We start from the raw sequence: 20,281 nt of genomic DNA, 5'->3' as shown, positions 1-20,281 counted from the left end.
GGACGGCACCGTACGCTCACGGCGTCGTACCGACTGGCCGGTATGCGTGATGGCGTATCGGTACGCGGAGACGGGGCAGCCTGCCGGTTGCGCCCGTCGGCCCGATTCACCGCCGACCGCAGGAGCCGCCGGACATGACCACTGCCAACCGCCAGGTGCGCCTGGCCGCACGCCCCGTGGGCGAACCGCGCCCCACCGACTGGGAGCACGTCGAGGAGCCGGTCGGCGAGCCGGGCGACGGCGAGTTCCTGGTGCGGGTGCGCTATCTGTCGATCGACCCGGCGATGCGCGGCTGGATGAACGCGGGCAGGTCCTACATCCGCCCGGTGGAGATCGGCGAGGTCATGCGGGCCGGCGCCGTGGGCGAGGTGACCGCCTCCCGGCACCCCGGTTTCGCGGTCGGCGACCAGGTGTCCGGCACGTTCGGCGTGCAGGAGTACTGCGTCTGCGACGGGCGTGGAGTCATCAAGGTCGACCCGGAGACGGCGCCCCTGCCGACGTATCTCGGCACGCTCGGCATGTCGGGGATGACGGCCTACTTCGGCCTGATCGACATCGGGCGCCCGGAGCCCGGCCAGACCGTCGTGGTCTCCGGGGCGGCCGGAGCGGTCGGCAGCATCGTCGGCCAGGTCGCCAAGATCCTCGGCTGCCGCGTCGTCGGCATCGCCGGAGGCGAGCGCAAGTGCCGCATGCTGGTCGAGGAGTTCGGGTTCGACGCCGCGATCGACTACCAGAGCCAGGACATCCGCAAGGCGCTGCGCGAGCACGCCCCCGACGGCGTCGACGTGTACTTCGACAACGTCGGCGGCGACATCCTGGACGCGGTCCTTGGCCGACTGGCGCGAGGGGCCCGCGTCGTGATCTGCGGGGCCATCTCCCAGTACAACAGCACCGAGCCGAAGGGTCCCGCCAACTATCTGTCGCTGCTGGTCAACCGCGCCACCATGACGGGCATGGTGGTGTTCGACTACGCCGACCGCTACCCCGAGGGCGTCGCGCAGCTCGCCACGTGGCTGGCGGAGGGCCGCCTGACGTCGCTGGAGGACGTCGTGTCCGGTTCGGTGACGGACTTCCCCGACACCCTGATGCGGCTCTTCCGCGGCGAGAACCACGGCAAGCTCGTGCTCGAGATCGCGGACGCGTAGGCAGCGGGAGGCGAGGAACCCAGTGAAGGCACTGACTTACCACGGCCGCCACGACGTCAGATACGGCGACGTCCCCGACCCGGCCGTCACCCGCCCGACCGACGCGGTCATCCAGGTCACCACGGCCGGGATCTGCGGCAGCGACCTGCACATCTACCGCGGCAGTCCGTTCAGCACCGAAGTGGGCTACACGCCGGGCCACGAATGCGTCGGCGTGGTCGTCGAGACCGGCGGCCAGGTCACCCGCTTCAAGCCGGGCGACCGGGTGCTCGTGCCCGCCTCGGCGGGCTGCACCCTGTGCCGGTCCTGCGCGGCCGGGTTCACCGCCCGGTGCGAGCGCGCCAAGTCCAGCACGGACCTCTGCTACGGCGTCAGTCCGGGGCTCCAGGGCAGCCAGGCCCAGGCCCTCGCGGTGCCGTACGCCGACATCAACCTGGTGCACCTGCCCGAGGGCATCTCCGACGAGGCCGCCGTGGTGCTCACGGACAACGCCCCCACGGCCTGGTACGGCTGCCGCCGCGCCCGTATCCAGCCCGGCGAGACCGTGCTGGTCATCGGCCTCGGCCCGGTCGGTCTCATGGCCGCGCAGTCCGCGTTCGCGATGGGCGCCGCGCGCGTGCTGGGCGTGGACCTGGTCGCGGAGCGCCGGGCCTTCGCCGCCGGGCTGGGCGTCGAGCCGGTCGAGGGCGAGGACGCCCGTACGGCCATCCGCGAGATGACCGGCGGCCGCGGACCGGACGCCGTGGTCGAGGCCGTGGGCGCGGACGCCACCATCCAACTCGCCCTCAAATCCGTCCGGCAGGCCGGCCGGGTCAGCGTCATCGGCGTCAGCCAGACCAAGGACTTCCCCTTCCATATGGGGCTGGCCCAGATCAAGGAGCTGGAGTTCGCCATCGGGCTGTGCTCCATTCAGTACGAACTCCCCGCCCTCATCGCCCTCGCCCAGGCGGGCCGGATCACCCCGGAGGCCGTGGTGTCCCACCGCTTCGGCCTCTCCGAGGGCCCGAAGGCTTACGAGCTGTTCGACAGCCGCGCCGACGGCGTCCGCAAGATCCTTCTCGATCCCGCCCGCTGACCCGTCGCCTGGCGGCGCGCCGGGCGCGAGTGCGTGCCACGCGGGGCGGCCGGTGCTTGCCGACCGCCCCGCCCCGCACTAGCCTCCGCGCGTGATCAATGGCGCACACATCGTGATCTACTCCCGCGACACCGAGGCGGACCGCGCCTTCCTCCGGGACGTTCTGGACTGGCCGCACGTGGACGCCGGGCACGGCTGGCTCATCTTCAAGGCGCCGCCGACGGAGGTCGCCTGCCATCCGACAGAGGGCGAGCCGTCCCATGAGCTGATGCTGATGTGCGACGACCTGGACGCGACGACCGCCGGACTCACCGGCAAGGGCGTGGAGTTCACCCGTCCCGTCGAGGAGGCCCGGTGGGGCCGGGTGACCGGCTTCCGGCTGCCGGGCGGCGGCGAGGTCGCGCTGTACGAACCGCGCCATCCTCAGCCGTAGACCAGCAGCACCGTAGACCCGTACACCCAAAGGTCTACGGGTCCACGGGTCCACGGACCTACGCGATCAGGCCGTCACCGTCTCCGGCTGTGACGCCTCGCGTGCCGTCCGCTCGCCGAGCTGCTCCGTCGCCACCTTGTGGGTCTCGCGGGCCGAGAGGACGGCGATGACCGGAGGGACGCACAGGGCGGCCGTGAACAGGGCGACCGACGACCAGTCGGTGCCGTCCGGACCGGCGATCTGGGCGGCGAAGGTGACCGCGAACCCGGCCACCGCGAAGCCGATCTGGGTGCCGATCGCCATGCCCGAGAGGCGCACACGGGTGGAGAACATCTCGCCGTAGAAGGAGGGCCAGACGCCGTTCGCCGCGCTGTAGACGATCCCGAAGGCGAGGATGCCGATCGGGAGGGTCAGGGCGTACGAGCCCGTCGAGATCGCCCACAGGTAGAGGAACATCGCGAACGCGCTGCCCGCGGCACCGATCAGATAGACCGGGCGGCGGCCGATGCGGTCCGACAGCGTGGCCCACAGGGGGATCGCGGCGAGCGCGACGAGGTTGGCCAGGGCGCCGACCCAGAGCATCTGGGTGCGGGACATGCCGACCGCGTCGCTGGTGCCGTACGCCAGTGCCCACACGGTGAAGATCGTGCTGACCGAGGCGATGAGAGCGCCCGCGACGACCCGCAGGACGTCCGCCCAGTGGTCGCGCATCAGCGTGGCGAGCGGCAGCCGGGGGACGCCCTCGCTCGCGGCCTGCTGGGTGAAGACCGGGGTCTCCTGGAGCGTGCGGCGGATGACGAAGCCGACGACGGTGACCCCGACGCTCAGCCAGAACGGGATGCGCCAGCCCCAGGAGAGCAGCTGGTCCTCGGGCAGCTGCGCGACCGCCAGGAACACGATGGTCGCCAGGAGCTGGCCGCCCTGGGTGCCGCTGAGGGTGAAGCTGGTGAAGTAGCCGCGCCGGTCCGGCGGCGCGTGTTCCAGCGTCATCGAGTTGGCGCTGGCCTGCTCGCCGGCGGCCGAGATGCCCTGGAGGACGCGGCACAGGACGAGCAGTACCGGGGCGAGGCCGCCGACCTGCGCGCGGGTCGGCAGACAGCCGATGAGGAACGTCGACAGACCCATCAGGATCAGCGTGAAGACCATGATCTTCTTCCGGCCGAGCCGGTCGCCGAAGTGGCCGAGGAAGAGCGCGCCGACGGGGCGGGCGGCGTATGCGACGCCGAAGGTGGCCAGCGAGAGGAGGGTCGCGGTGGCCGGGTCCGACTCGTCGAAGAAGACCTTCGGGAAGATCAGGGCCGCGGCGCTGCCGTAGATGAAGAAGTCGTAGTACTCCAGGGCACTGCCGATCCAGGCCGCCTTGGCGGCTTTCCTGGGCTGGCCGGGTGGCGCGTCGAGCGGGGAGGCGGGGACAGACACGGCGTTGCTCCTACGGGGAAACTCCAACATAAGCGGAGTGAGCGGCGGGGGAGAAGTGCCGGATCCCTGGGGTGACGGGACGGCCGCGCCGGGTGTGGGGCCTTCTTGGCTCGCCCGGCTAATTAACCCACTGGATAGTTAGTGGCGCTTGGCTAGGGATGTTGCGCCCACGTTTCCCGGGTGTCAAGAGGTCGCGACGAAGGATCTCCTGCCGTACCGCGTGCCGCCGCGGGTCCGCCGTGGGGCTGTGGACGGCACCTGGTGCGGTCCGCCGTCAGTCCGTCGTGCGGTCCGCCGTCAGATACGCGATGACCATGTCGCCGAGCATGTTCCGGTAGTGCTCGCGCTGGTCGGTGGCCGTCAGGTCGCGGCCGAACAGGGCGCCGAAGGTGTGCCGGTTGGAGACCCGGAAGAAACAGAAGGCGCTGATCATCGCGTGCAGGTCCACGGCATCGACGTCGGCCGTGAACAGGCCCGACTCGCGGCCGGTCTCCAGGATCCGGCGGATCACATCGAGCGCGGGCGAGCCGATCTTCCCCAGTTCCTCGGAGGCGGCGATGTGCTCGGCCCCGTGGATGTTCTCGATGCTCACCAGGCGGATGAAGTCGGGGTGCGCCTCGTGGTGGTCGAAGGTCAGCTCGGCGAGCCGGCGGATGGCCGCGACCGGGTCCAGGTGCTCGACGTCCAACTCCTGCTCCGCCTCCCGGATCACCGAGTACGCGCGCTCCAGGACGGCCGTGAACAACTGCTCCTTGCCGCCGAAGTAGTAATAGATCATCCGCTTCGTGGTGCTGGTGCGGGCGGCGATCTCGTCGACCCGGGCGCCGGTGTAGCCGGCGCGTGCGAACTCCTTGGTGGCCACGTCGAGGATCTCGGCCTTCGTGCGCACGGCGTCACGGATGCGCCCGCCTGAACGTGCCGGTTCTTCGACGCTGGTCATCGGGTTCCTTCGGGCGAGGGGGTCGTGACCGCGATTCTAGAAGCAGGGCCGGTGCGCTCTCCCCGTCCGGTCTTCCCATCCTGCGGGCAGCCTGATATCACTAACTAACCAGTCCGTACATTAATCAGTCGTCCCGGAGGCCCGCCGTGCCCCAGAACTCCTACCTCGTCGGTCTCGTCGGCTCCGGCATCGGGCCCTCGCTGAGCCCCGCGCTGCACGAGCGGGAGGCCGACCGGCAGGGCCTGCGCTACGTGTACCGGCTGATCGACATCGACACGCTCGGCGTCGGCCCCGAGGCGGTGGGCGACCTCGTGCGCGCCGCCCGCGACCTGGGCTTCGACGGACTGAACATCACGCATCCCTGCAAGCAGCTGGTCATCGGCCACCTGGACGAGCTGGCCCCGGGGGCCGAGGCGCTCGGCGCGGTCAACACCGTCGTCTTCGAGGGCGGCCGGGCCGTCGGTCACAACACGGACGTCACCGGTTTCGCGGCCTCCTTCGCGCGCGGCCTGCCCGACGCCCCGCTGGAACGGGTCGTGCAGCTGGGCGCGGGCGGCGCCGGTGCGGCCGTCGCCCACGCCACCCTCACCCTCGGCGCCGGGCAGGTCACCGTCGTCGACGCCATGCCCGACCGTGCCGCCGACCTCGCCGCCTCCCTGAACCGGCACTTCGGCGAGGGCCGCGCCACCGCCGCGACGCCGGACGCGCTCCCCGCCCTGCTGGCCCACGCCGACGGCCTCGTGCACGCCACGCCCATGGGGATGGCCGCCCACCCCGGACTCCCGTTCCCGGCCCAGCTGCTGCACCCCGGCCTGTGGATCGCCGAGGTGGTCTACCGCCCGCTGGAGACCGAGCTGCTGCGCACCGCCCGCGCGCTCGGCTGCGCGACCCTCGACGGCGGCGGCATGGCGGTCTTCCAGGCCGCGGACGCGTTCCGGCTCTTCACCGGCCGGGAACCCGACAGTGCCCGGATGCTCAGGGACATCGCCGAGCTGGCCGGCGCCGTAGCGGCGCCGAAGTAGCACTCGAAGCAGCCTGACGCAGAAAGAGGTACCGACGTGCGTACGTCCATCGCCACCGTCTCGCTCAGCGGATCCCTGACCGAGAAGCTCACGGCCGCCGCCCGGGCCGGCTTCGACGGCGTCGAGATCTTCGAGAACGACCTGCTGGCCAGCCCCCTCACCCCCGAGGAGATCCGCGCCCGCACCGCCGACCTCGGCCTGTGTATCGACCTCTACCAGCCGATGCGCGACATCGAGGCCGTCCCCGAGGACGTGTTCGCCCGCAACCTGCGGCGGGCACGGCACAAGTTCGAGCTGATGCGACGCCTGGGCGCCGATACCGTCCTCGTCTGCTCCAGCGTCTCGCCGCTCGCCGTCGACGACGATGCGCTCGCCGCCGGGCAACTGAGCCAACTGGCCGAGCTGGCCCAGGACTTCGGCATCCGCGTCGCCTACGAGGCACTCGCCTGGGGACGCCATGTGAGCACGTACGACCACGCATGGAGCATCGCCCGGACAGCGGACCATCCCGCGCTCGGCACCTGTCTGGACAGCTTCCACATACTCGCCCGCGGCTCCGACCCCAAGGGCATCGAGGACATCCCCGGCGAGAAGATCTTCTTCCTTCAGCTGGCCGACGCCCCGCTGATGGCGATGGACGTCCTCCAGTGGAGCCGCCACTACCGCTGCTTCCCGGGCCAGGGCGGTTTCGACATCGCCGGGCTGCTCGGGCATGTCGTGCGCGCCGGATATCAGGGACCGCTCTCCCTGGAGGTCTTCAACGACGTCTTCCGGCAGGCCGCGGCCGGCCCGACCGCCATCGACGCCCGGCGCTCACTCCTCGTCCTCCAGGAGGAGACCGGCCTCGCCACGCCGCCCGCCCCCGTCGTGCCGACCGGCGTCGCCTTCGCCGAACTCGTCACCCCCGACGTCGAACCCGTCTCCGCGCTCCTCGGCGCGCTCGGCTTCACCCGCACCGCCCGGCACCGCAGCAAGCCGGTGGACCTGTGGCAGCAGGGCGAGGCGCGCATCCTCCTCAACACCGGCCCGGCCGCCCGGCGCGACGGCACCGCGCTCGCCGCGATCGGCCTGGAGTCACCCGACCCGGCGGGCGCGGCCCGGCGCGCCGAGTCCCTCCTCGCCCCGGTCCTGCCGCGCCGCCGCGCGCCTGAGGACGCGCCGCTCGACGCCGTCGCGGCCCCCGACGGCACCGAACTGTTCTTCTGTGCCAGCGACCATCCCGAACTCCCCAGCTGGACGGGTGACTTCGAGCCGGTCGAGCACCAAGGGGGTACGCGGTCGGTCGAGCGCATCGACCATCTCGCCCTCACCCAGCCCTGGCACCAGTTCGACGAGGCCGCGCTCTTCCACCACAGCGTGCTGGGGCTGAGCGCACAGGAGAGCGTCGACGTCGCCGACCCGTACGGCCTGCACCGCAGCCGCGCCGTCACCAACGCCGACGGCAGCGTCCGCATCGCTCTCGGGGTCGGCCCGGCCCCCACCGACGACGGCGCCCGCGCCCAGCACATCGCGTTCGCCACGGACGACGTGGTCGCCGCCGCCCGCCGCTTCCGCGCGTCGGGCGGCCGCCTGCTGCCCATGCCCGCGAACTACTACGACGACCTCGCCGCCCGCTTCGAGTTCGCCGAGGGCGAGTTGGAGACGTACCGCGAACTCGGCATCCTCTATGACCGCGACACGGACGGCGAGTTCCGCCACTGCTATACGGAGACGGTCGGCCGCGTCTTCTTCGAACTGGTCCAGCGTGACGGCGGTTACCGGGGCTACGGGGCGCAGAACGCGCCGGTGCGGCTGGCTGCCCAGCACGCCGGGCGGCCCCTTCGTTGAGGGGATTTGTCGATGAGGGAACTCACTGACGGCTGACCGCGCGGGTCACACCGGCGACGATCGTCGAGGCCAGCACCCAGCCCGTGATGATGAGGACGTACGAGAGTCCCTGGTACCAGCCCGTCGGTGAGAAGGCGTGCTCCTGGCCGAAGTCGATGATCGGCAGCAGCAGGTCGAGGGTGTAGAAGACGGGGCTGAAGTCGGGGGCCTCGTCCGCCTTGACCGGGGGCGGGTGATGCAGCCCGTACGCGATCGACCCGATGGTCAGCAGCGAGAGCAGCCAGACGGCGGCGCGCAGCGGGCGGAAGCCGTAGCCGACAGTGGCGTCCTGGAGGTGGCCCCAGGCTCGGGCGTACCAGGTCAGGGTGGCGCGGTGGCGGCGCTGCTTGGCCAACTGGACCTGGCGGGCCGCGTCGTCGTCGCCGATCCGGCGATAGGAGGCGGTCAACTGCTCGTAGGAGTACGGCAGATAGCCGTTGCCGTCGCGCTCCAGCATGGGCAGGCGGCGCTCGGCGGGCTCGTGGGGGAGGAGAGAGGTGTAGGTGAGGCTGTTGAGCGCCACCACGCCCGGCAGCATCTCCGGCTCCACGAACAGGACATCGATCTGGGACCGCCGCAGGTTGAGCGTCCCTTCCACAGGCGGGCCCATGCGCAGCCACAGCTCACCGATCGTGCAACTGCTGGCCCGCAGCGCCGTGCCTGAGGCGTTCGACAGGCGCGTGTAGGAGATGTCGAGCCGGCCCGCGACACGGGCGCCGCGCAGCTCGACCTTGCCCCGTACGTGCACCTTCCGCAGGAGAACATCGGCTCCCGCGGTGAGGGTCGACGCATCGAGGGCGGTGCCCGCGGGGCGATCGAACTCCGCTTCCACGAGGTTGATGGAGCCGGTGATGTTGGCGCCGTTGAGCCGTACCTCGCCCCGCGTCCGCAGCCCCGGGGCCCACAAGTCGTCCCCGATCACCGACTGGTTGAGCTCAAGCACGGGGTCCGAGGTGTCCGGCGCGGTGAACTCGGCCCGGTCCAGGAACAGCGCCCCGGCTATCTGCGTGCCACCCAGCCGGACGGGGCCCCGCATCCGGCAGTCCGTCATCCTCAGCACGCCGTCGATCCGCGCGCTGCCGAAGTTCAGGCCCGGCAGCACTGAGCCGCTCAGGTTGAGCTGGCGCAGCCGCGAGCCGTAGAGGTTGGGGGCGTTGACGAAGAGGCAGTGGCTGAAGCGGATGGCGCTGTCGATGACCGCGTACATCAGGTGCAGGTCTCCGGTGATCCGCGCTCCCGAGACCTTGAGGGCCGCGATCTCGCCCTCCTCCTGCGGCGCGGTGAGCAGCAGCGACCTCAACACCGAGGCGCGCAGCGTCCGTTCGGGTCCCCAGCCCTCGCCCCCGGCCGGGTCGTCTTCGGGGGAGTCTCGGAAGTCCACGGACTCCCCCCTGGGAAACGCCTCCCACACACGTCGCTCGGCCGGCGTCAGATCGTTGATCTCCATCACGGGGGACTCTGGCCCGGAAGTGCACGGGCTGTCAACCAGTGAGGGCGGGCAGCCCAACTGCCCGCCCCCACCAGGGATTACCGCACCATTACCGTACGAGCCGCACGCCGAACGACCGGTCCAGGCTCAGACTCGGCGTCGTGACCGTCGTGACCCCGCTGTCGGCGTCGTACGTCCAGGCGGTGCGGCCCAGTGGCCGCCCGTTCAGGAGCACCTGCCGTGGCGCGACCTCACCGTGCACGGTGAAGCGGTACGAGCGAGCGGCGGGCTTGTCCGCGTAACTGCCCTTGCTCGCGCCGATGTTGACGTCCGTCCCACCAGTGGACGTATGCACGGTCACCTTCTGCCTCGCCGACGCACCTCCGGAGAACTGCCGTGTCACCCCGTCGTCCTCGTACAGCGTGTAGCTGCTGTCGCCCTTCGGGTACAGGTCCCAGTCCAGTTCGTGCCGGTCGCGGGTCCCCCAACTGGTCGTCCCCTTCGGCCACATGGGGACGATCGCGCCGGACCGCACGAAGAGGGGGAGGGTGTCGAGCGGGGCGTGGTAGCCGTTGACCGTGGTCGGACCCTGATAGGTGCGGCCGGTCCAGTAGTCGGTCCAGGTGCCCTTCGGGAGGTAGATGCCGTCGCGGGTGTCGGAGTCCTGGTAGACGGGGGCGACCAGGAAGTCGGAGCCCGCGAGGAACTCGTACTTCGCGTCCGCGCCGAGGGTGTTCGGGTCGTCCGGGTACTCCAGCCACAGCGGGCGCACCGCGCCGACCCCCGTCTTCGCCGCCTCGGCGGACAGGGTGTACATGTACGGCAGCAGGCGCTCCTTGAGCTGGAGGTACTTGCGGTTGACGGAGGTGTACGGCTCGCCGTCCAGCCAGGGCTGCTGGTCGGCGGGCTTGCCGGTGGTGATGTCGGAGGCCCAGCCGTCCATCGTCATGATGGCCGGGAGGAACGCCTTCCACTGGAGGTCGCGGGCGTACATCTTCGGGTCGTGACGGTAGATGGAGCCCACGTCACCGGTGTTGTAGGCGATGCCGGACATGGTCGCCCCGGCGTACGTCGGGATCTGCCAGCGGATGTAGTCCCACGACAGCTTCTGGTCGCCACTCCACAGGACACCGCAGCGCTGGGCGCCCGCCCAGGACACCGGGAGCCAGACGAAGCCGCGCGCGTCGCTGTTGTCCTCGATACCCGCCTTGGCCTTGTCGCAGGCGTCGAGCGCGAACTTGTAGCCGTTGCCGACCCAGGCCACGTCCAGCTTGGCGACCCGCTGGCCGGCCTTGACCTGTTCGGCGAGCTTGTCGATGCCGTCCTGGGTCCACAGGCCGAGCTGGGCGTGGTGGTCCTGGAGTCCCTTCGCCGTCTCGGCGAGGTTCTCGTAACCGCAGCCGTAGCCGTCGTTGACGAGCATCCAGCCCAGCGGCATCTGGTGCTCGGTGTAGCCGTCGGCGATCTTCAGCGCGTCGAGGGTATGCCGTTCGCCGCGGTTGGCGTTGTGCAGATAGCAGTCGGAGTCGCCCGGTTCGAGGCCGTACACCGGCGGCATGAACGGCTTGCCCACCAGTGTGGTGTACTTGCCGATCACCTTCTTCGCGTCACCGGTGAAGTAGTAGGCGTCCAGGCGCCGTTCCTGCTGGCCGGTCCGCACCGGTGAGCCGAAGTCGTACACGCCGGGCGCGAAGGTGTTGCGGAAGACACCGTAGCCCGCGCTGGAGAGGTAGAACGGCTGCGAGTTGTTGTAACCGCCCTCGTTCCAGTTGAAGTTGTTGGCCACGTACATCGTCCGGTCGCGATGCGAAAAGCTGCCGTTCTGCTCACCGCCGCCGAAGAACTGCTCGTCCGCGCCGCGCGCCAGGCTCTGTCGCATACCGCTGGTGGACCAGCGCAGCGGCTTGTCCTCCTGCCAGACGGGCGTGCGGTTGTCTGCCTTGTAGAGGCCGAAGCGCAGGGGTTTCTTGTACACGCGCAAGACCGCGTCGGGGGAGCGGATGCCGTAGTAGGTGCCCGCGTCGAAGGATGTCGTGTGCGTCTGGAGCGCGGGCCGTTTGCGGACGATCGCCGTGCCCGCCGGGTCGGTGAAGGAGCCGGACGGGTCGGCCTGCAGCCGCAGTTGACCATCCGTCAGGAAGTCGGCCTTCGCCTTGAGCTGCCCGGCCGCGATCGTGTAGCTGCCGTCCTTGCCGCCGAAGGACGTCAGATCGCCCGCGTCCGTGGTCTGCGGCAGATAGACCTTCCCCGTGTAGGAGTTGTCGTGCACGTCGTACGGCACCACCAGCACGTGATACGTCCCCGAGGCGTTCGGGATCACCGTGGCCTCCGGGTCCGCGGTGCCCGCGCTGTCGGCGACCTTCTTGCCGTCGGCGTCGTAGACGTACAGGTCGAAGTCGTCGGTGGGCGTCTGCCACTCGATCGAGATCGGGACACCGCCCTCGGGGTTGTCGGCCCAATACCCGGCCGGTACCGAGACGTTCACGTCGAAGCGGTCGCAGACCTTGTTCTCCGGGTCGTCGGCCGCGGACGGACAGCTCTCGGTGCCGCCCTGCGTGCCCTTCGGGTAGACGGGGCTCTGCCAGGTGACGCTCTGGTGGGTGGCGTCGAGAACGGCGCTCGGCGGAGTCGCCGCGAGGGCCGGCCGGGCCGGGGCGCTGAGCACGGTGACGGCCAGGGCGGTGGCCAGCCCCGCCATGGCCCAGGAACGGTGTCGGAGTCTTCGCACGGTACGCATCTCCACTCAAACCGGCAGTGTGGTGTTTGCAGGTGCTCGAAACTGCGTCAGATCGTGCAGGTTCAAGCAGGAAGGGTGGCCGTTCGCGCAGGTTCATGTCAATGGATCTCGACCTAAAAGGCGCCTGGCTGTCCGAAATCCCGGCTGCCGCCCCACCTCGAACCTCGTGAGACTGGCAACTCGAGCACGCGCAGAGACCAAGCAGGAGCCATCGAGCGCAGAGGCGGATCCCCATGCCCAACGGAGCAGATCCTCGTCGAAGGCCTCGTGGGCGCGGGCGTCGACGTGTGCTTCGCCAACCCCGGCACCTCCGAGATGCACTTCGTGGCCGCCCTCGACGACGCGCCCCGGATGCGGCCCGTGCTCTGCCTCTTCGAGGGCGTGGCCACCGGCGCCGCCGGCGGCTACGGACGCCTGGCGGACAGGCCCGCCTGCACCCTGCTGCACCTCGGCCCGGGGCTCGCGGGCGGCCTGCCCAACCTGCACAACGCGCGCCGCGCGGGCACCCCGGTGGTCAACGTCGTCGGCGGCCACGCGCTGCACCACAAGCGCCTCGACGCGCCTCTGGAGTCCGACATCACCGCCCTCGCGCGCACGGTCTCCACCTGGACCCGGCGCACGTATCGCGCCAGTGACCTGGCGGGAGACCTGGCGGAGGCGGTGGCCGCCGCGTACGGCCCGCCGGGCGGGGTGTCCACGCTGGTGGTTCCCGCCGACGTCTCCTGGTCGGAGGCGGGCAAGGGCGGGGTCGAGCCGGTCACCCCGCGCACCGGAGCCGTGTCCCCGGCCGCGGTGACGGCGGCCGCCGAGGCGCTGCGCTCCCGCGAGCCCGCCGCCCTCCTCCTGGGTGGTGCGGCCACCCGGGGCGCCGGGCTCATGGCCGCCGCCCGGGTCGCCGCCGCCACCGGCGCCCGGCTGCTGTGCGAGACCTTCCCCGCGCGTCTGCAGCGTGGCGCCGGACTGCCGCCGGTCGAGCGGCTCGCCTACCGCGGGGCCGACGTCGCCGCCCAACTCTCCGGCGTACGCCACCTGTTGCTGGCCGGGACCGCGGAACCGGTCTCCTTCTTCGCGTATCCCGGGCAGCAGGGCCGGCTGGTGCCGGACGGCTGCGAGGTGCGGTCGCTGTCGGTCGGCTCGGAGGACGTGACGACCGCGCTGGAGGCGCTGGCGGCGGCGTACGACGCCATCACACCCATCCCGCAGGCGCCGATCAGGCCCGAGCGGCCCACCGGCGCGCTCACCGCCGCGTCCGCCGCCGCGGTGATCGGCGCGCTTCTTCCCGAGGGGGGCCGTCGTCGTCGACGAGGCGAACACCTCCGGGCTGTGGCTGCCCGGTGCCACCGCGGACGCACCGCCGCACGACTGGCTGACCCTCAGAGCCTGTGTCACATCCCCGGCCGGGCGCCCGCCGTCTGGCACGCACGCTCGCCGCGTTGCCGAAACGTCCTAGTAGCTCCGCTACGAGGACGCTCCGGCGCCTTGCGATCGCACGCACCAGACGACGCGCGCTGATCCGACCGGGGATGCGACACAGGCTCTCACCGGCGGCGCCATCGGACAGGGACTGCCCGCGGCGTTCGGTGCGGCCCTCGCCGTACCGGCCCGACCTGGACTTCGTCGGAATCGCCCGCGGCCTCGGCGTACCGGCCGAACAGGCCACCACGGCCGAGGAGTTCACCCAGCTACTGGGCCGGGCTCTTGCCGAGCCCGGCCCGTACCTCATCGACTGTCTGGTGCCGCCGGTGTTCTAGGGCCGGTCCCACAGTCCGGCGTGACTGCGGTGTGCAGCCGTCTGCCCGTTCTGGAAGAACCGGTCGTAGTACTCGCCCTCCACATGGTGGGCCTGGAGCCAGATGCCGGGGACGTGGATCGCGTCCGTGTGCGCCGGGAAGCGGCGGTGCGTGCGGATGATGTACTCGCAGATGTCCCGGGCGCAGTCGATGACGCGCTCCTCGTACTCGCTGGCCTCGGCGAGGTAGCGCTGCCCGTAGTCCTCCTTGTAGATCCGTGCGAAGACGTCCTTGTCGGCGTACGTGCCGCCGGTGCCGAACTTGGCCGCGATGACCGAATCCACCGCCTCCGACATCGACTTGTGCGTGGGCGGGCAGGCCGCGGCGATCAGCGGTTCGCCCTCGGGGGACTTGAGGCCCACCGGGTGCGAGCGCAGGGCCGCGTACTGCGGCAGCGGGATGTGCCAGCGCCACAGATCGGCCAGGCGCCAGCGAGGGGTGACGAACGTGAACCCGAGCATCCTGCCGTAGGTGCGGGAGAACTTCGGGTCGCCCAGGGCGATCTGGGGATTGATCGAGGCGTGGATCCAGGCGCCCAGACCCATCGCCTCGGCCGTGAGCATCAGGTTCTGCAGCAGCAGGTCCGCCTCGATCTGGGTGCGCATCGGGCCGAGCGCCCCGAGCGGGAGCTTCAACTCCCCGTTCAGGAAGCCGTTCTTGACCCACTTCTTCACGCCGGCCGGGCGGTAGAGGTTGCGGTCGTCGACGAGCGTGGGGCGCGCGCCGTCCGGCTGGGTGAGCAGGTACATCAGCGCGTTGATGTACTGGTGCGAAAGGTCGACCACCGGCAGGAACACCGTGGTGCCGGGCAGGTTGGACAGGAACCGGTTCGAGTCGAGGTACGCCGGGAAGTCGCGCAGTCCCTCGGCGACGTCCAGCCGGTGATCGAGCACCCGCACCTTCGACTCGCGGGCCCGGGCGACGAGTGTCCCGGCGTCGAAGGGCTCGTGCGGCGCGGGCGGCAGCTTGCGCAGGAAGTAGGTGCCCGAGTCGTTGATCACGAAGAAGTGCGTGCCCTGCGCGTTGTCGGGGCTGCCCGCGGTGCGGCCCGTCATGGTCAGGTTGGGCTTGGCCATGATGGGCTTGCCGTCCCGCGGGTCATCGAACGGCCGGTCGGGCATGGTCAGTCCGGTGGAGCCGGTCAGCGCGATCAGCACCGCCTCCTCCAGTTCCGACAGGGGCTGGTGCTCGTGCGGGGAGCGGTAGCTCATCGACCCGGCGGGCACCGACGCACCCCGGCTGACCCGGTGCGTACGGCGGTGCCACAGGGTCTGCAGGAGCGGGCGCGTCAGCAGGTCGTCCAGTCCGGAGTGGCCTGATGAGGTGTCAGCCGACGTCATCCGGGGCCTCCGTCGGTGCTCGGCCGCACTGTCCGCCACGGCGCGAACGCGCTCGCCCCGCGTGGCAGCAGCGCCGCGAGCTCGGGGCAGTGCCGCAGGACGACCGAGTTCATGCCGCTCTTCTCGACCCAGTCGATGCCGAGCGGGGTGTAGATCTCCGGCCGGTAGTCGACGGTCAGGAAGCGGTCGCTCTGCAGCCTGCGGCTGGCCATCAGGATGAAGATGCGGAACGCGGTGTCGCTGAAGCCGAAGCCGGTCGGCGGGTTCTCCGCGAACAGCCCGACCACGGTGTCGATCTCGTCGACCGAGCTGTAGACCTCCTTGAGCCGCGCCACCGTCTCGGCGTTCTCGGTCAGCTCCTCGAAGGACTTGATGCGCTGCTTGTGCAGGCCCTGGCGGAAGTCGTTGTAGCGCGGCACACCGCGCCGCCTGGTCCGTACGAGGTCCACCACCGACAGGTCGATGATCTCGCCGTCGCGCTCGAAGTGCTGTAGCGAACGAGGGTAGTTGTGCAGGGTGATCGCGCCCGGGTGGGCGATGCCGAAGGAGTACAGCGTGTTCGCGAGGCCGGTCTTGCGGATCTGTGCCTCGGCCGAGGCGCCCTGGATGTCGAGGAAGCCGACGGTCTCGGTGCGCTGCCCGAAGTGGTGCTCGCGCAGCTCGAAGTCGTCCGGGATCAGCGGGTGCATCCGGTAGACGGTGACGAAGTCCTCGGTCAGCGAGTACGGCGCCGCGTGGTGGTCCGGAAGTGTCTTCGGGATCCCGGTCAGCGAGTGCGCGTCGAGGAGCCACAGGCCCAGCTTGTTGATCCAGTTCTGCGGCGGGCCCTGCCAGTTGGTGTGCAGCCCGATGTCGATCGCCTCGGTGGCGAGGATCGCGGGCGTCCACTCCACCGTGTGGATCTTCGCGATGAGGGCGGAGACGACCAGTCGGGCCGTGTGGTAGACCCGCTCCTCGCTCATCGACGGGTACTCCCCGCGCAGCGCGTCGCAGACCGCGTTGTGCTCGCGCGCGAACAGCGAGTGCATCGCGCTCAGGCCCATCCACCAGTTGTCGTTGAAACCGGTGAGCGGAAGCCCGTTCTGCCCGCCGGGCAGGAAGCCGTCCTCCAGCCGGAGCTTGGCACCGCCGTCCGGCTCCCGCAGGAACCGGGCGGCCTGCTCGTCCTCGCCGTACACCTCCGAGCCGTCCCACCAGTGCGAGGCGGTGTTGCCGAACAGGATCGGCGGACGGCCGCCGGGCAGTTCGATGCCCTCGTTCTCGGCGAAGCGCATCATGTTCTCGGGAGGCCCGCCGGGGGTGTTGTGCCACTGGCCGCTGCCGGGCGGCAGGGGCACCTCGACGTTGCGCTCACCGGGCTTGTAGCGACGGTGGTTGACCCAGTCGTGCACCTGGAACTGGATCCAGGCGGCCGCGAGCACGTTGAGCGAGGTCGCGGGCACGAAGCTCTCGCGGTACAGGAGCTGGCGGCTGACCGTCACCGGGTTGGGCGTGTCGAAGAGGTCGGGACGGTACTGCGGCTTCAGGTTGCGTCCGAAGGCCGCGCCGACGGCACCCATCTTCGGGGCGGACAGGTCGTTGTACGTCCCGTCGTAGGAGCGCTCCGAGCGCAGCCGCTCGGGGATCGGCTCCGGCACCGGCTGGGCCTTCGGCGGCGCCTCGCGCAGTTCGGTGTCGATCAGGTTCAGCCGGCGCAGCACCTTGCGCAGGAACACCAGGTTCAGCAGGCTCAGCTGCAACGGCAGTTTGTGCCAGGGCACATAGCGGTTCAGCAGCGTGAAGGCGGCGCCCACCGGCGCACCGATCAGCCGGTTCTGCAGTGGCTCCTCGGTGACGAAGCGCAGCCCGAGCCGGTGCGCGCTGCCCGCCTGGTAGCCGGCCTTGCGGGCCCGGTTGATGTTGCCGAGCGGGCGGAAGTCGTCCGTCGTGTACCAGGGGTTGAAGGTGAGGTCCTCGATCCGCCGGGCGACCGCGCGGGACTCGGCCGAGTCCAGGTCCTGGGCAGGCAGGGTGAGCCGGGCGATCGGCACAGCGGGGGCCACACCGTCCCGCCACTCCACCGAGGCGTCCTCGACGGGCGTACGCCGCTCGTCCACGAACCGCTGCACGCACAGGTCGTAGGACACGTCCGCCTTGGCCAGGCGCCGGGCCATCTCATGGTGCAGGAACTCCGGGTCCTTGCGGTCCTGCGCGGGCGCCGCCGGGGTGCCGGGAATCGGGCGGAACATATAACGCACCGGGCCGGCTTCGCCCCACAGCACGGCGCCGCGGCTCCAGAAGGTCTCGTTCGCGAGGGAGTCGACGGTGTGCCGGGTCGCCGCCTGCACATTGCGGCGCATCCGGTTCGCCGTGCCGAGGCCCACGGCCAGCGGCAGCTTCACAAAGAGCCCGAAAGCCTTCTGGACCGGACTGCGGGCACCCGCCATCGCCTTGGCGAAGGCGACGAACTCCCGTGCGTTGCGGGCGTGCGACACCGGATAGCTGGTCGCGAGGAGATCGTGACTCTCGTCCTCCGACACCTGCACGCGCACCGCCGCGCCGCGCAGATCGGGCGAGCCGTCGCCCTGCCGGATACCGCTCGCGTTGGACAGCCGTACCGTCGCCGGATACTCCGCGCCCGGCTGCGCGAACCCGACCCGCAGGGCCGCGGGCAGATCGTCGTGGAAGCGCAGCCGGGCGTTCTCCACGCCCACCGGCGCCTTGGCGTGGAAGGCGCGGCTGATCCCGCCACCCCCGGCCCGCCGGTTCTTGACCTGCACCTCCATCAGTTCGCGGGCGAGCCGATCGAAGACCAGCCGTTCCGCCTCGGGACTGCCGCCTTCGTACTGCTCGTACTGCTGTTCGTGCTGCCCGGTCTCGGCCATCGATGGTTTTCCTTCGTACGGATGCGTACGGGACAGGGGGCAGCACGCTAGTCGGCGCTCCGGAGCCCGGACAGCGGTGCTTCCCGCCGATCTGCGCACTCTCGTCACCTTCTACGAACAATCCTGCGTACAGCGGCATTTGGGCATGTCAGCGTTGCGGTCGAACACCCGTTGCGATCCGGCGTACGCCTCGCCAGCGCAACCGCTCCACAGGAGCCCCACGCGGCCGCGTCCGGACTGGCCGGGGAGTGCCTGGTGCGGATAGCGGCGCCGGTTGACGGTTGCATCAGGCGGTGGTGTGCTCACCGTCCCGCCGCCGCGTGCGCTGTCGCCCGGCGGTGTCCGCGATGATCCGGGGGAGGACGATCATGCGGGATGAGCAGTCTGCAAAAGGGCCGAGCTTCGCGGAGTTGCGGCCGTACAAGTCCGAGCAGGGCGCCGAAGCGGGTGCGACCGGGTTCCCGGTCTATCCCGACCTGGTGGAACGGCTGCTGGACGCCAAGGGGCAGCCCGATCCGGACGGGATCGTGCCGCACGCCCTGGCGACCTGCTGCGCCTACTCGTACGCCGGCTTCGACCAGCGGGGCGATCCGGGGACGATCGCCATGATCATGGCGCGGCTCGGCCTGGACGAGAACCACGTCCAGGTGTTCGAGCAGCGTGTGGACGCCATGTACATCGCGTCGGCCGGATACCTGATCCAGGACAAGGACCGCCGGATCGCGATCCTCTGCTACCGCGGCACCCAGCCCGAGGACATCATCAGCATCCTGACCGACGCCGACGTGCGGCCCGAGATGCTCTCGGTCGAACTCGAAGGCCGGCAGTACGAGGTCCACGCGGGCTTCTACCGCAATGTGCGGGCCACCCGGCACCTGGTCGTCCACGCCCTCGGCCGTGCACTGCGCGGCGAGTCCGTGATCCCCGGCGTGGAGGGCACGCGCGGGGACGGCCTGGAGGCGCTCTACATCACCGGCCACAGTCTCGGCGGCGCGATGGCCGCCCTGATGGGCGTGATGCTGACCCACGAGCCCCAGTACCGGCCCATCGCCGAGAAACTCAGGGGTGTCTACACCTTCGGGCAGCCCATGGTGGGCGGCGAGGAATTCGCGAAGGCCTGCGAGGAGGCGACCGGTCCGTCGGGCGGACATCTGCTGCGCGACCACATGTTCCGCTACATCTTCGACCGCGACATCGTCCCGGCGCTGCCGCCCCGGCCCGTCGGCCCTTACGCGCCCTTCGGACGGGAGTTCCACTACCGCAGGCCGCGTGCGCCCCTGGACGCGGCCCTGACGTTCGCCGCCGACTCGGCGATCGAGGCCGTCTCGCTCCCCGGCGATCTGCTGCGGCTGCTGACGGGCAATCCGATGCGCCAACCCGTCGCGCGCCTGGGAGAGTTGACCCTACGCACCGGCGAGGCGGTACGGCGGTCGGTGCGCCCGCTGATGCGGTCGCGGGCGGCGGGCTGGAGCGAGAACACCGAACCGGGCCTGCACTACCCGCAGATGGACAGCCTCGCGGGCCTCGCCGTCGTCGCTCCGCTGGCCTTCTTCGCCACCCGGCTCGCGCTGACCCGCACCATCCCGTTCAAGTACTCCTTCGACGACCACGGCCCGGGCCACTACGTCAACGCCCTCGCCCCCTCATGGGTGTTGAGCGAGTTCGGCGACGTCCTGTAACCCGGGCCGGAGAGGACCTGGAGGACCTACAGGTCGAACTCGTGCGGCGGCAGGTCGAGTGCGAAGCACGCCTCGCGCACGATGGCCTGCTCCGCCTTGTCGAAGTCGCCGTCGGCGCCGCCGATGACGATGCCGATCTGGATGACGGCACGCGCCTCGGCGGGCTTCTTCTTCGCCTTGGCGATCTCCTGGAGCACGGTGACCTTGCCGAACGCGAAGTCGGCCGTCAGCTTGTTCAGGTTGTCGTCGAAGCGGCGCTGGAGGTCGGCGGCGTCGAAGTTCTGCAGCACTTCGTTGGTGGCGATGAGCTGGGCCACGCGCTGTCGCTCGGCCGGGTCGATCGATCCGTCCGCCGCCGCGACGAGGGCGCACATCGCCATGCTCGCGTCGCGGAACGCCCCGCTCTTGAGGTCGTTCTTCTTCGCCACGAGCTGGGTCTGCATCCCCGACGCGGACTCCTTGATGCGGTCCCACAGGGCCATGAGAACTCCATACGTAGTCGAAGGCCCGGCCCGCCCCCGTGGGCGGGCCGGAGCCTCTTC

14 protein-coding genes and 1 pseudogene are annotated in these 20,281 nt (G+C 70.5%); 8 read left to right on the top strand and 7 right to left on the bottom strand.

Annotated features, from left to right (window positions below; all coding sequences use genetic code 11):
• The first annotated feature begins 134 nt into the window (after window positions 1-134).
• The 3 genes from AB5J56_RS08930 (at window position 135) to AB5J56_RS08920 (ending at window position 2,653) form a co-directional block, all read left to right on the top strand.
• Window positions 135-1,145, top strand: coding sequence for an NADP-dependent oxidoreductase (locus tag AB5J56_RS08930; protein WP_369231766.1), 1,011 nt, complete (start codon window positions 135-137; stop codon window positions 1,143-1,145).
• 22 nt (window positions 1,146-1,167) lie between these two features.
• Window positions 1,168-2,220 (top strand): alcohol dehydrogenase catalytic domain-containing protein, encoded by a 1,053-nt coding sequence (locus tag AB5J56_RS08925; RefSeq protein ID WP_369231764.1) that lies wholly within the window; start codon window positions 1,168-1,170, stop codon window positions 2,218-2,220.
• 91 nt (window positions 2,221-2,311) lie between these two features.
• Window positions 2,312-2,653: a VOC family protein gene (locus AB5J56_RS08920; RefSeq protein ID WP_369231762.1), complete on the top strand. Its 342-nt coding sequence runs from the start codon at window positions 2,312-2,314 to the stop codon at window positions 2,651-2,653.
• A gap of 66 nt (window positions 2,654-2,719) precedes the next feature.
• On the opposite strand, the gene AB5J56_RS08915 is transcribed toward AB5J56_RS08920, so the two are convergent.
• Both AB5J56_RS08915 and AB5J56_RS08910 read right to left on the bottom strand, forming a co-directional pair.
• Window positions 2,720-4,072 carry an MFS transporter gene (locus tag AB5J56_RS08915; protein WP_369231760.1) on the bottom strand — a complete coding sequence of 451 codons (1,353 nt, stop codon included), beginning with the start codon at window positions 4,070-4,072 and terminating at the stop codon, window positions 2,720-2,722.
• Between the two features lie 274 nt (window positions 4,073-4,346).
• Entirely contained in the window at window positions 4,347-5,012 is a 666-nt protein-coding gene (locus tag AB5J56_RS08910) for a TetR/AcrR family transcriptional regulator (protein WP_369231758.1), read from the bottom strand.
• 146 nt (window positions 5,013-5,158) lie between these two features.
• Between AB5J56_RS08910 and AB5J56_RS08905 the strand changes: the two genes are divergently transcribed.
• Window positions 5,159-6,034 carry a shikimate dehydrogenase gene (locus tag AB5J56_RS08905; protein ID WP_369231756.1) on the top strand — a complete coding sequence of 292 codons (876 nt, stop codon included), beginning with the start codon at window positions 5,159-5,161 and terminating at the stop codon, window positions 6,032-6,034.
• 36 nt (window positions 6,035-6,070) lie between these two features.
• A complete protein-coding gene (locus AB5J56_RS08900) occupies window positions 6,071-7,861 on the top strand; it encodes a bifunctional sugar phosphate isomerase/epimerase/4-hydroxyphenylpyruvate dioxygenase family protein (RefSeq protein WP_369231754.1) in 1,791 nt (596 codons plus the stop codon).
• 22 nt (window positions 7,862-7,883) lie between these two features.
• Here AB5J56_RS08900 and AB5J56_RS08895 read toward each other — a convergent pair whose 3' ends face one another.
• Window positions 7,884-9,347 carry a membrane-associated oxidoreductase gene (locus tag AB5J56_RS08895; RefSeq protein ID WP_369231752.1) on the bottom strand — a complete coding sequence of 488 codons (1,464 nt, stop codon included), beginning with the start codon at window positions 9,345-9,347 and terminating at the stop codon, window positions 7,884-7,886.
• A 199-nt stretch (window positions 9,348-9,546) separates the two neighbouring features.
• Window positions 9,547-11,508 (bottom strand): annotated as a pseudogene (locus AB5J56_RS08890) (TIM-barrel domain-containing protein); the annotation flags it as partial.
• Window positions 11,509-12,333: 825 nt separating this feature from the next.
• Here AB5J56_RS08890 and AB5J56_RS08885 point away from each other — a divergent pair.
• Window positions 12,334-13,578: an acetolactate synthase large subunit gene (locus AB5J56_RS08885; protein WP_369231750.1), complete on the top strand. Its 1,245-nt coding sequence runs from the start codon at window positions 12,334-12,336 to the stop codon at window positions 13,576-13,578.
• 11 nt (window positions 13,579-13,589) lie between these two features.
• Entirely contained in the window at window positions 13,590-13,817 is a 228-nt protein-coding gene (locus AB5J56_RS08880; protein ID WP_369231748.1) for a thiamine pyrophosphate-dependent enzyme, read from the top strand.
• On the opposite strand, the gene AB5J56_RS08875 is transcribed toward AB5J56_RS08880, so the two are convergent.
• Entirely contained in the window at window positions 13,814-15,196 is a 1,383-nt protein-coding gene (locus AB5J56_RS08875; RefSeq protein ID WP_369231746.1) for a hypothetical protein, read from the bottom strand. The two genes, AB5J56_RS08880 and AB5J56_RS08875, sit on opposite strands and share 4 nt — an antisense overlap.
• Complete coding sequence (locus AB5J56_RS08870; RefSeq protein ID WP_369231745.1) at window positions 15,193-18,060, bottom strand: peroxidase family protein; 2,868 nt, start codon at window positions 18,058-18,060, stop codon at window positions 15,193-15,195. The genes AB5J56_RS08875 and AB5J56_RS08870 overlap by 4 nt, the downstream gene beginning before the upstream one ends.
• Window positions 18,061-18,428: 368 nt before the next feature.
• On the opposite strand from AB5J56_RS08870, the gene AB5J56_RS08865 reads away from it, so the two are divergent.
• On the top strand, window positions 18,429-19,739 hold the full coding sequence (locus tag AB5J56_RS08865) for a lipase family protein (protein ID WP_369231743.1): 1,311 nt from the start codon (window positions 18,429-18,431) through the stop codon (window positions 19,737-19,739).
• Window positions 19,740-19,765: 26 nt separating this feature from the next.
• Here AB5J56_RS08865 and AB5J56_RS08860 read toward each other — a convergent pair whose 3' ends face one another.
• On the bottom strand, window positions 19,766-20,221 hold the full coding sequence (locus AB5J56_RS08860) for a tellurite resistance TerB family protein (RefSeq protein WP_369231741.1): 456 nt from the start codon (window positions 20,219-20,221) through the stop codon (window positions 19,766-19,768).
• Window positions 20,222-20,281: the final 60 nt, after the last annotated feature.

It is taken from the genome of Streptomyces sp. R21, from assembly GCF_041051975.1.
In the GTDB taxonomy this organism is placed as follows: domain Bacteria; phylum Actinomycetota; class Actinomycetes; order Streptomycetales; family Streptomycetaceae; genus Streptomyces.
This window is presented reverse-complemented; position numbering and strand designations above follow the sequence as displayed.

What these genes read in the sequence shown, in the direction of transcription:
- AB5J56_RS08865 (WP_369231743.1), top strand. Translation starts at nt 18,429, where the DNA reads ATGCGGGATGAGCAGTCTGCAAAAGGGCCGAGCTTCGCGGAGTTGCGG.
- AB5J56_RS08880 (WP_369231748.1), top strand. Translation starts at nt 13,590, where the DNA reads ATGCGACACAGGCTCTCACCGGCGGCGCCATCGGACAGGGACTGCCCG.
- AB5J56_RS08860 (WP_369231741.1), bottom strand. Translation starts at nt 20,221, where the DNA reads ATGGCCCTGTGGGACCGCATCAAGGAGTCCGCGTCGGGGATGCAGACC.
- AB5J56_RS08910 (WP_369231758.1), bottom strand. Translation starts at nt 5,012, where the DNA reads ATGACCAGCGTCGAAGAACCGGCACGTTCAGGCGGGCGCATCCGTGAC.
- AB5J56_RS08895 (WP_369231752.1), bottom strand. Translation starts at nt 9,347, where the DNA reads ATGGAGATCAACGATCTGACGCCGGCCGAGCGACGTGTGTGGGAGGCG.
- AB5J56_RS08875 (WP_369231746.1), bottom strand. Translation starts at nt 15,196, where the DNA reads ATGACGTCGGCTGACACCTCATCAGGCCACTCCGGACTGGACGACCTG.
- AB5J56_RS08870 (WP_369231745.1), bottom strand. Translation starts at nt 18,060, where the DNA reads ATGGCCGAGACCGGGCAGCACGAACAGCAGTACGAGCAGTACGAAGGC.
- AB5J56_RS08930 (WP_369231766.1), top strand. Translation starts at nt 135, where the DNA reads ATGACCACTGCCAACCGCCAGGTGCGCCTGGCCGCACGCCCCGTGGGC.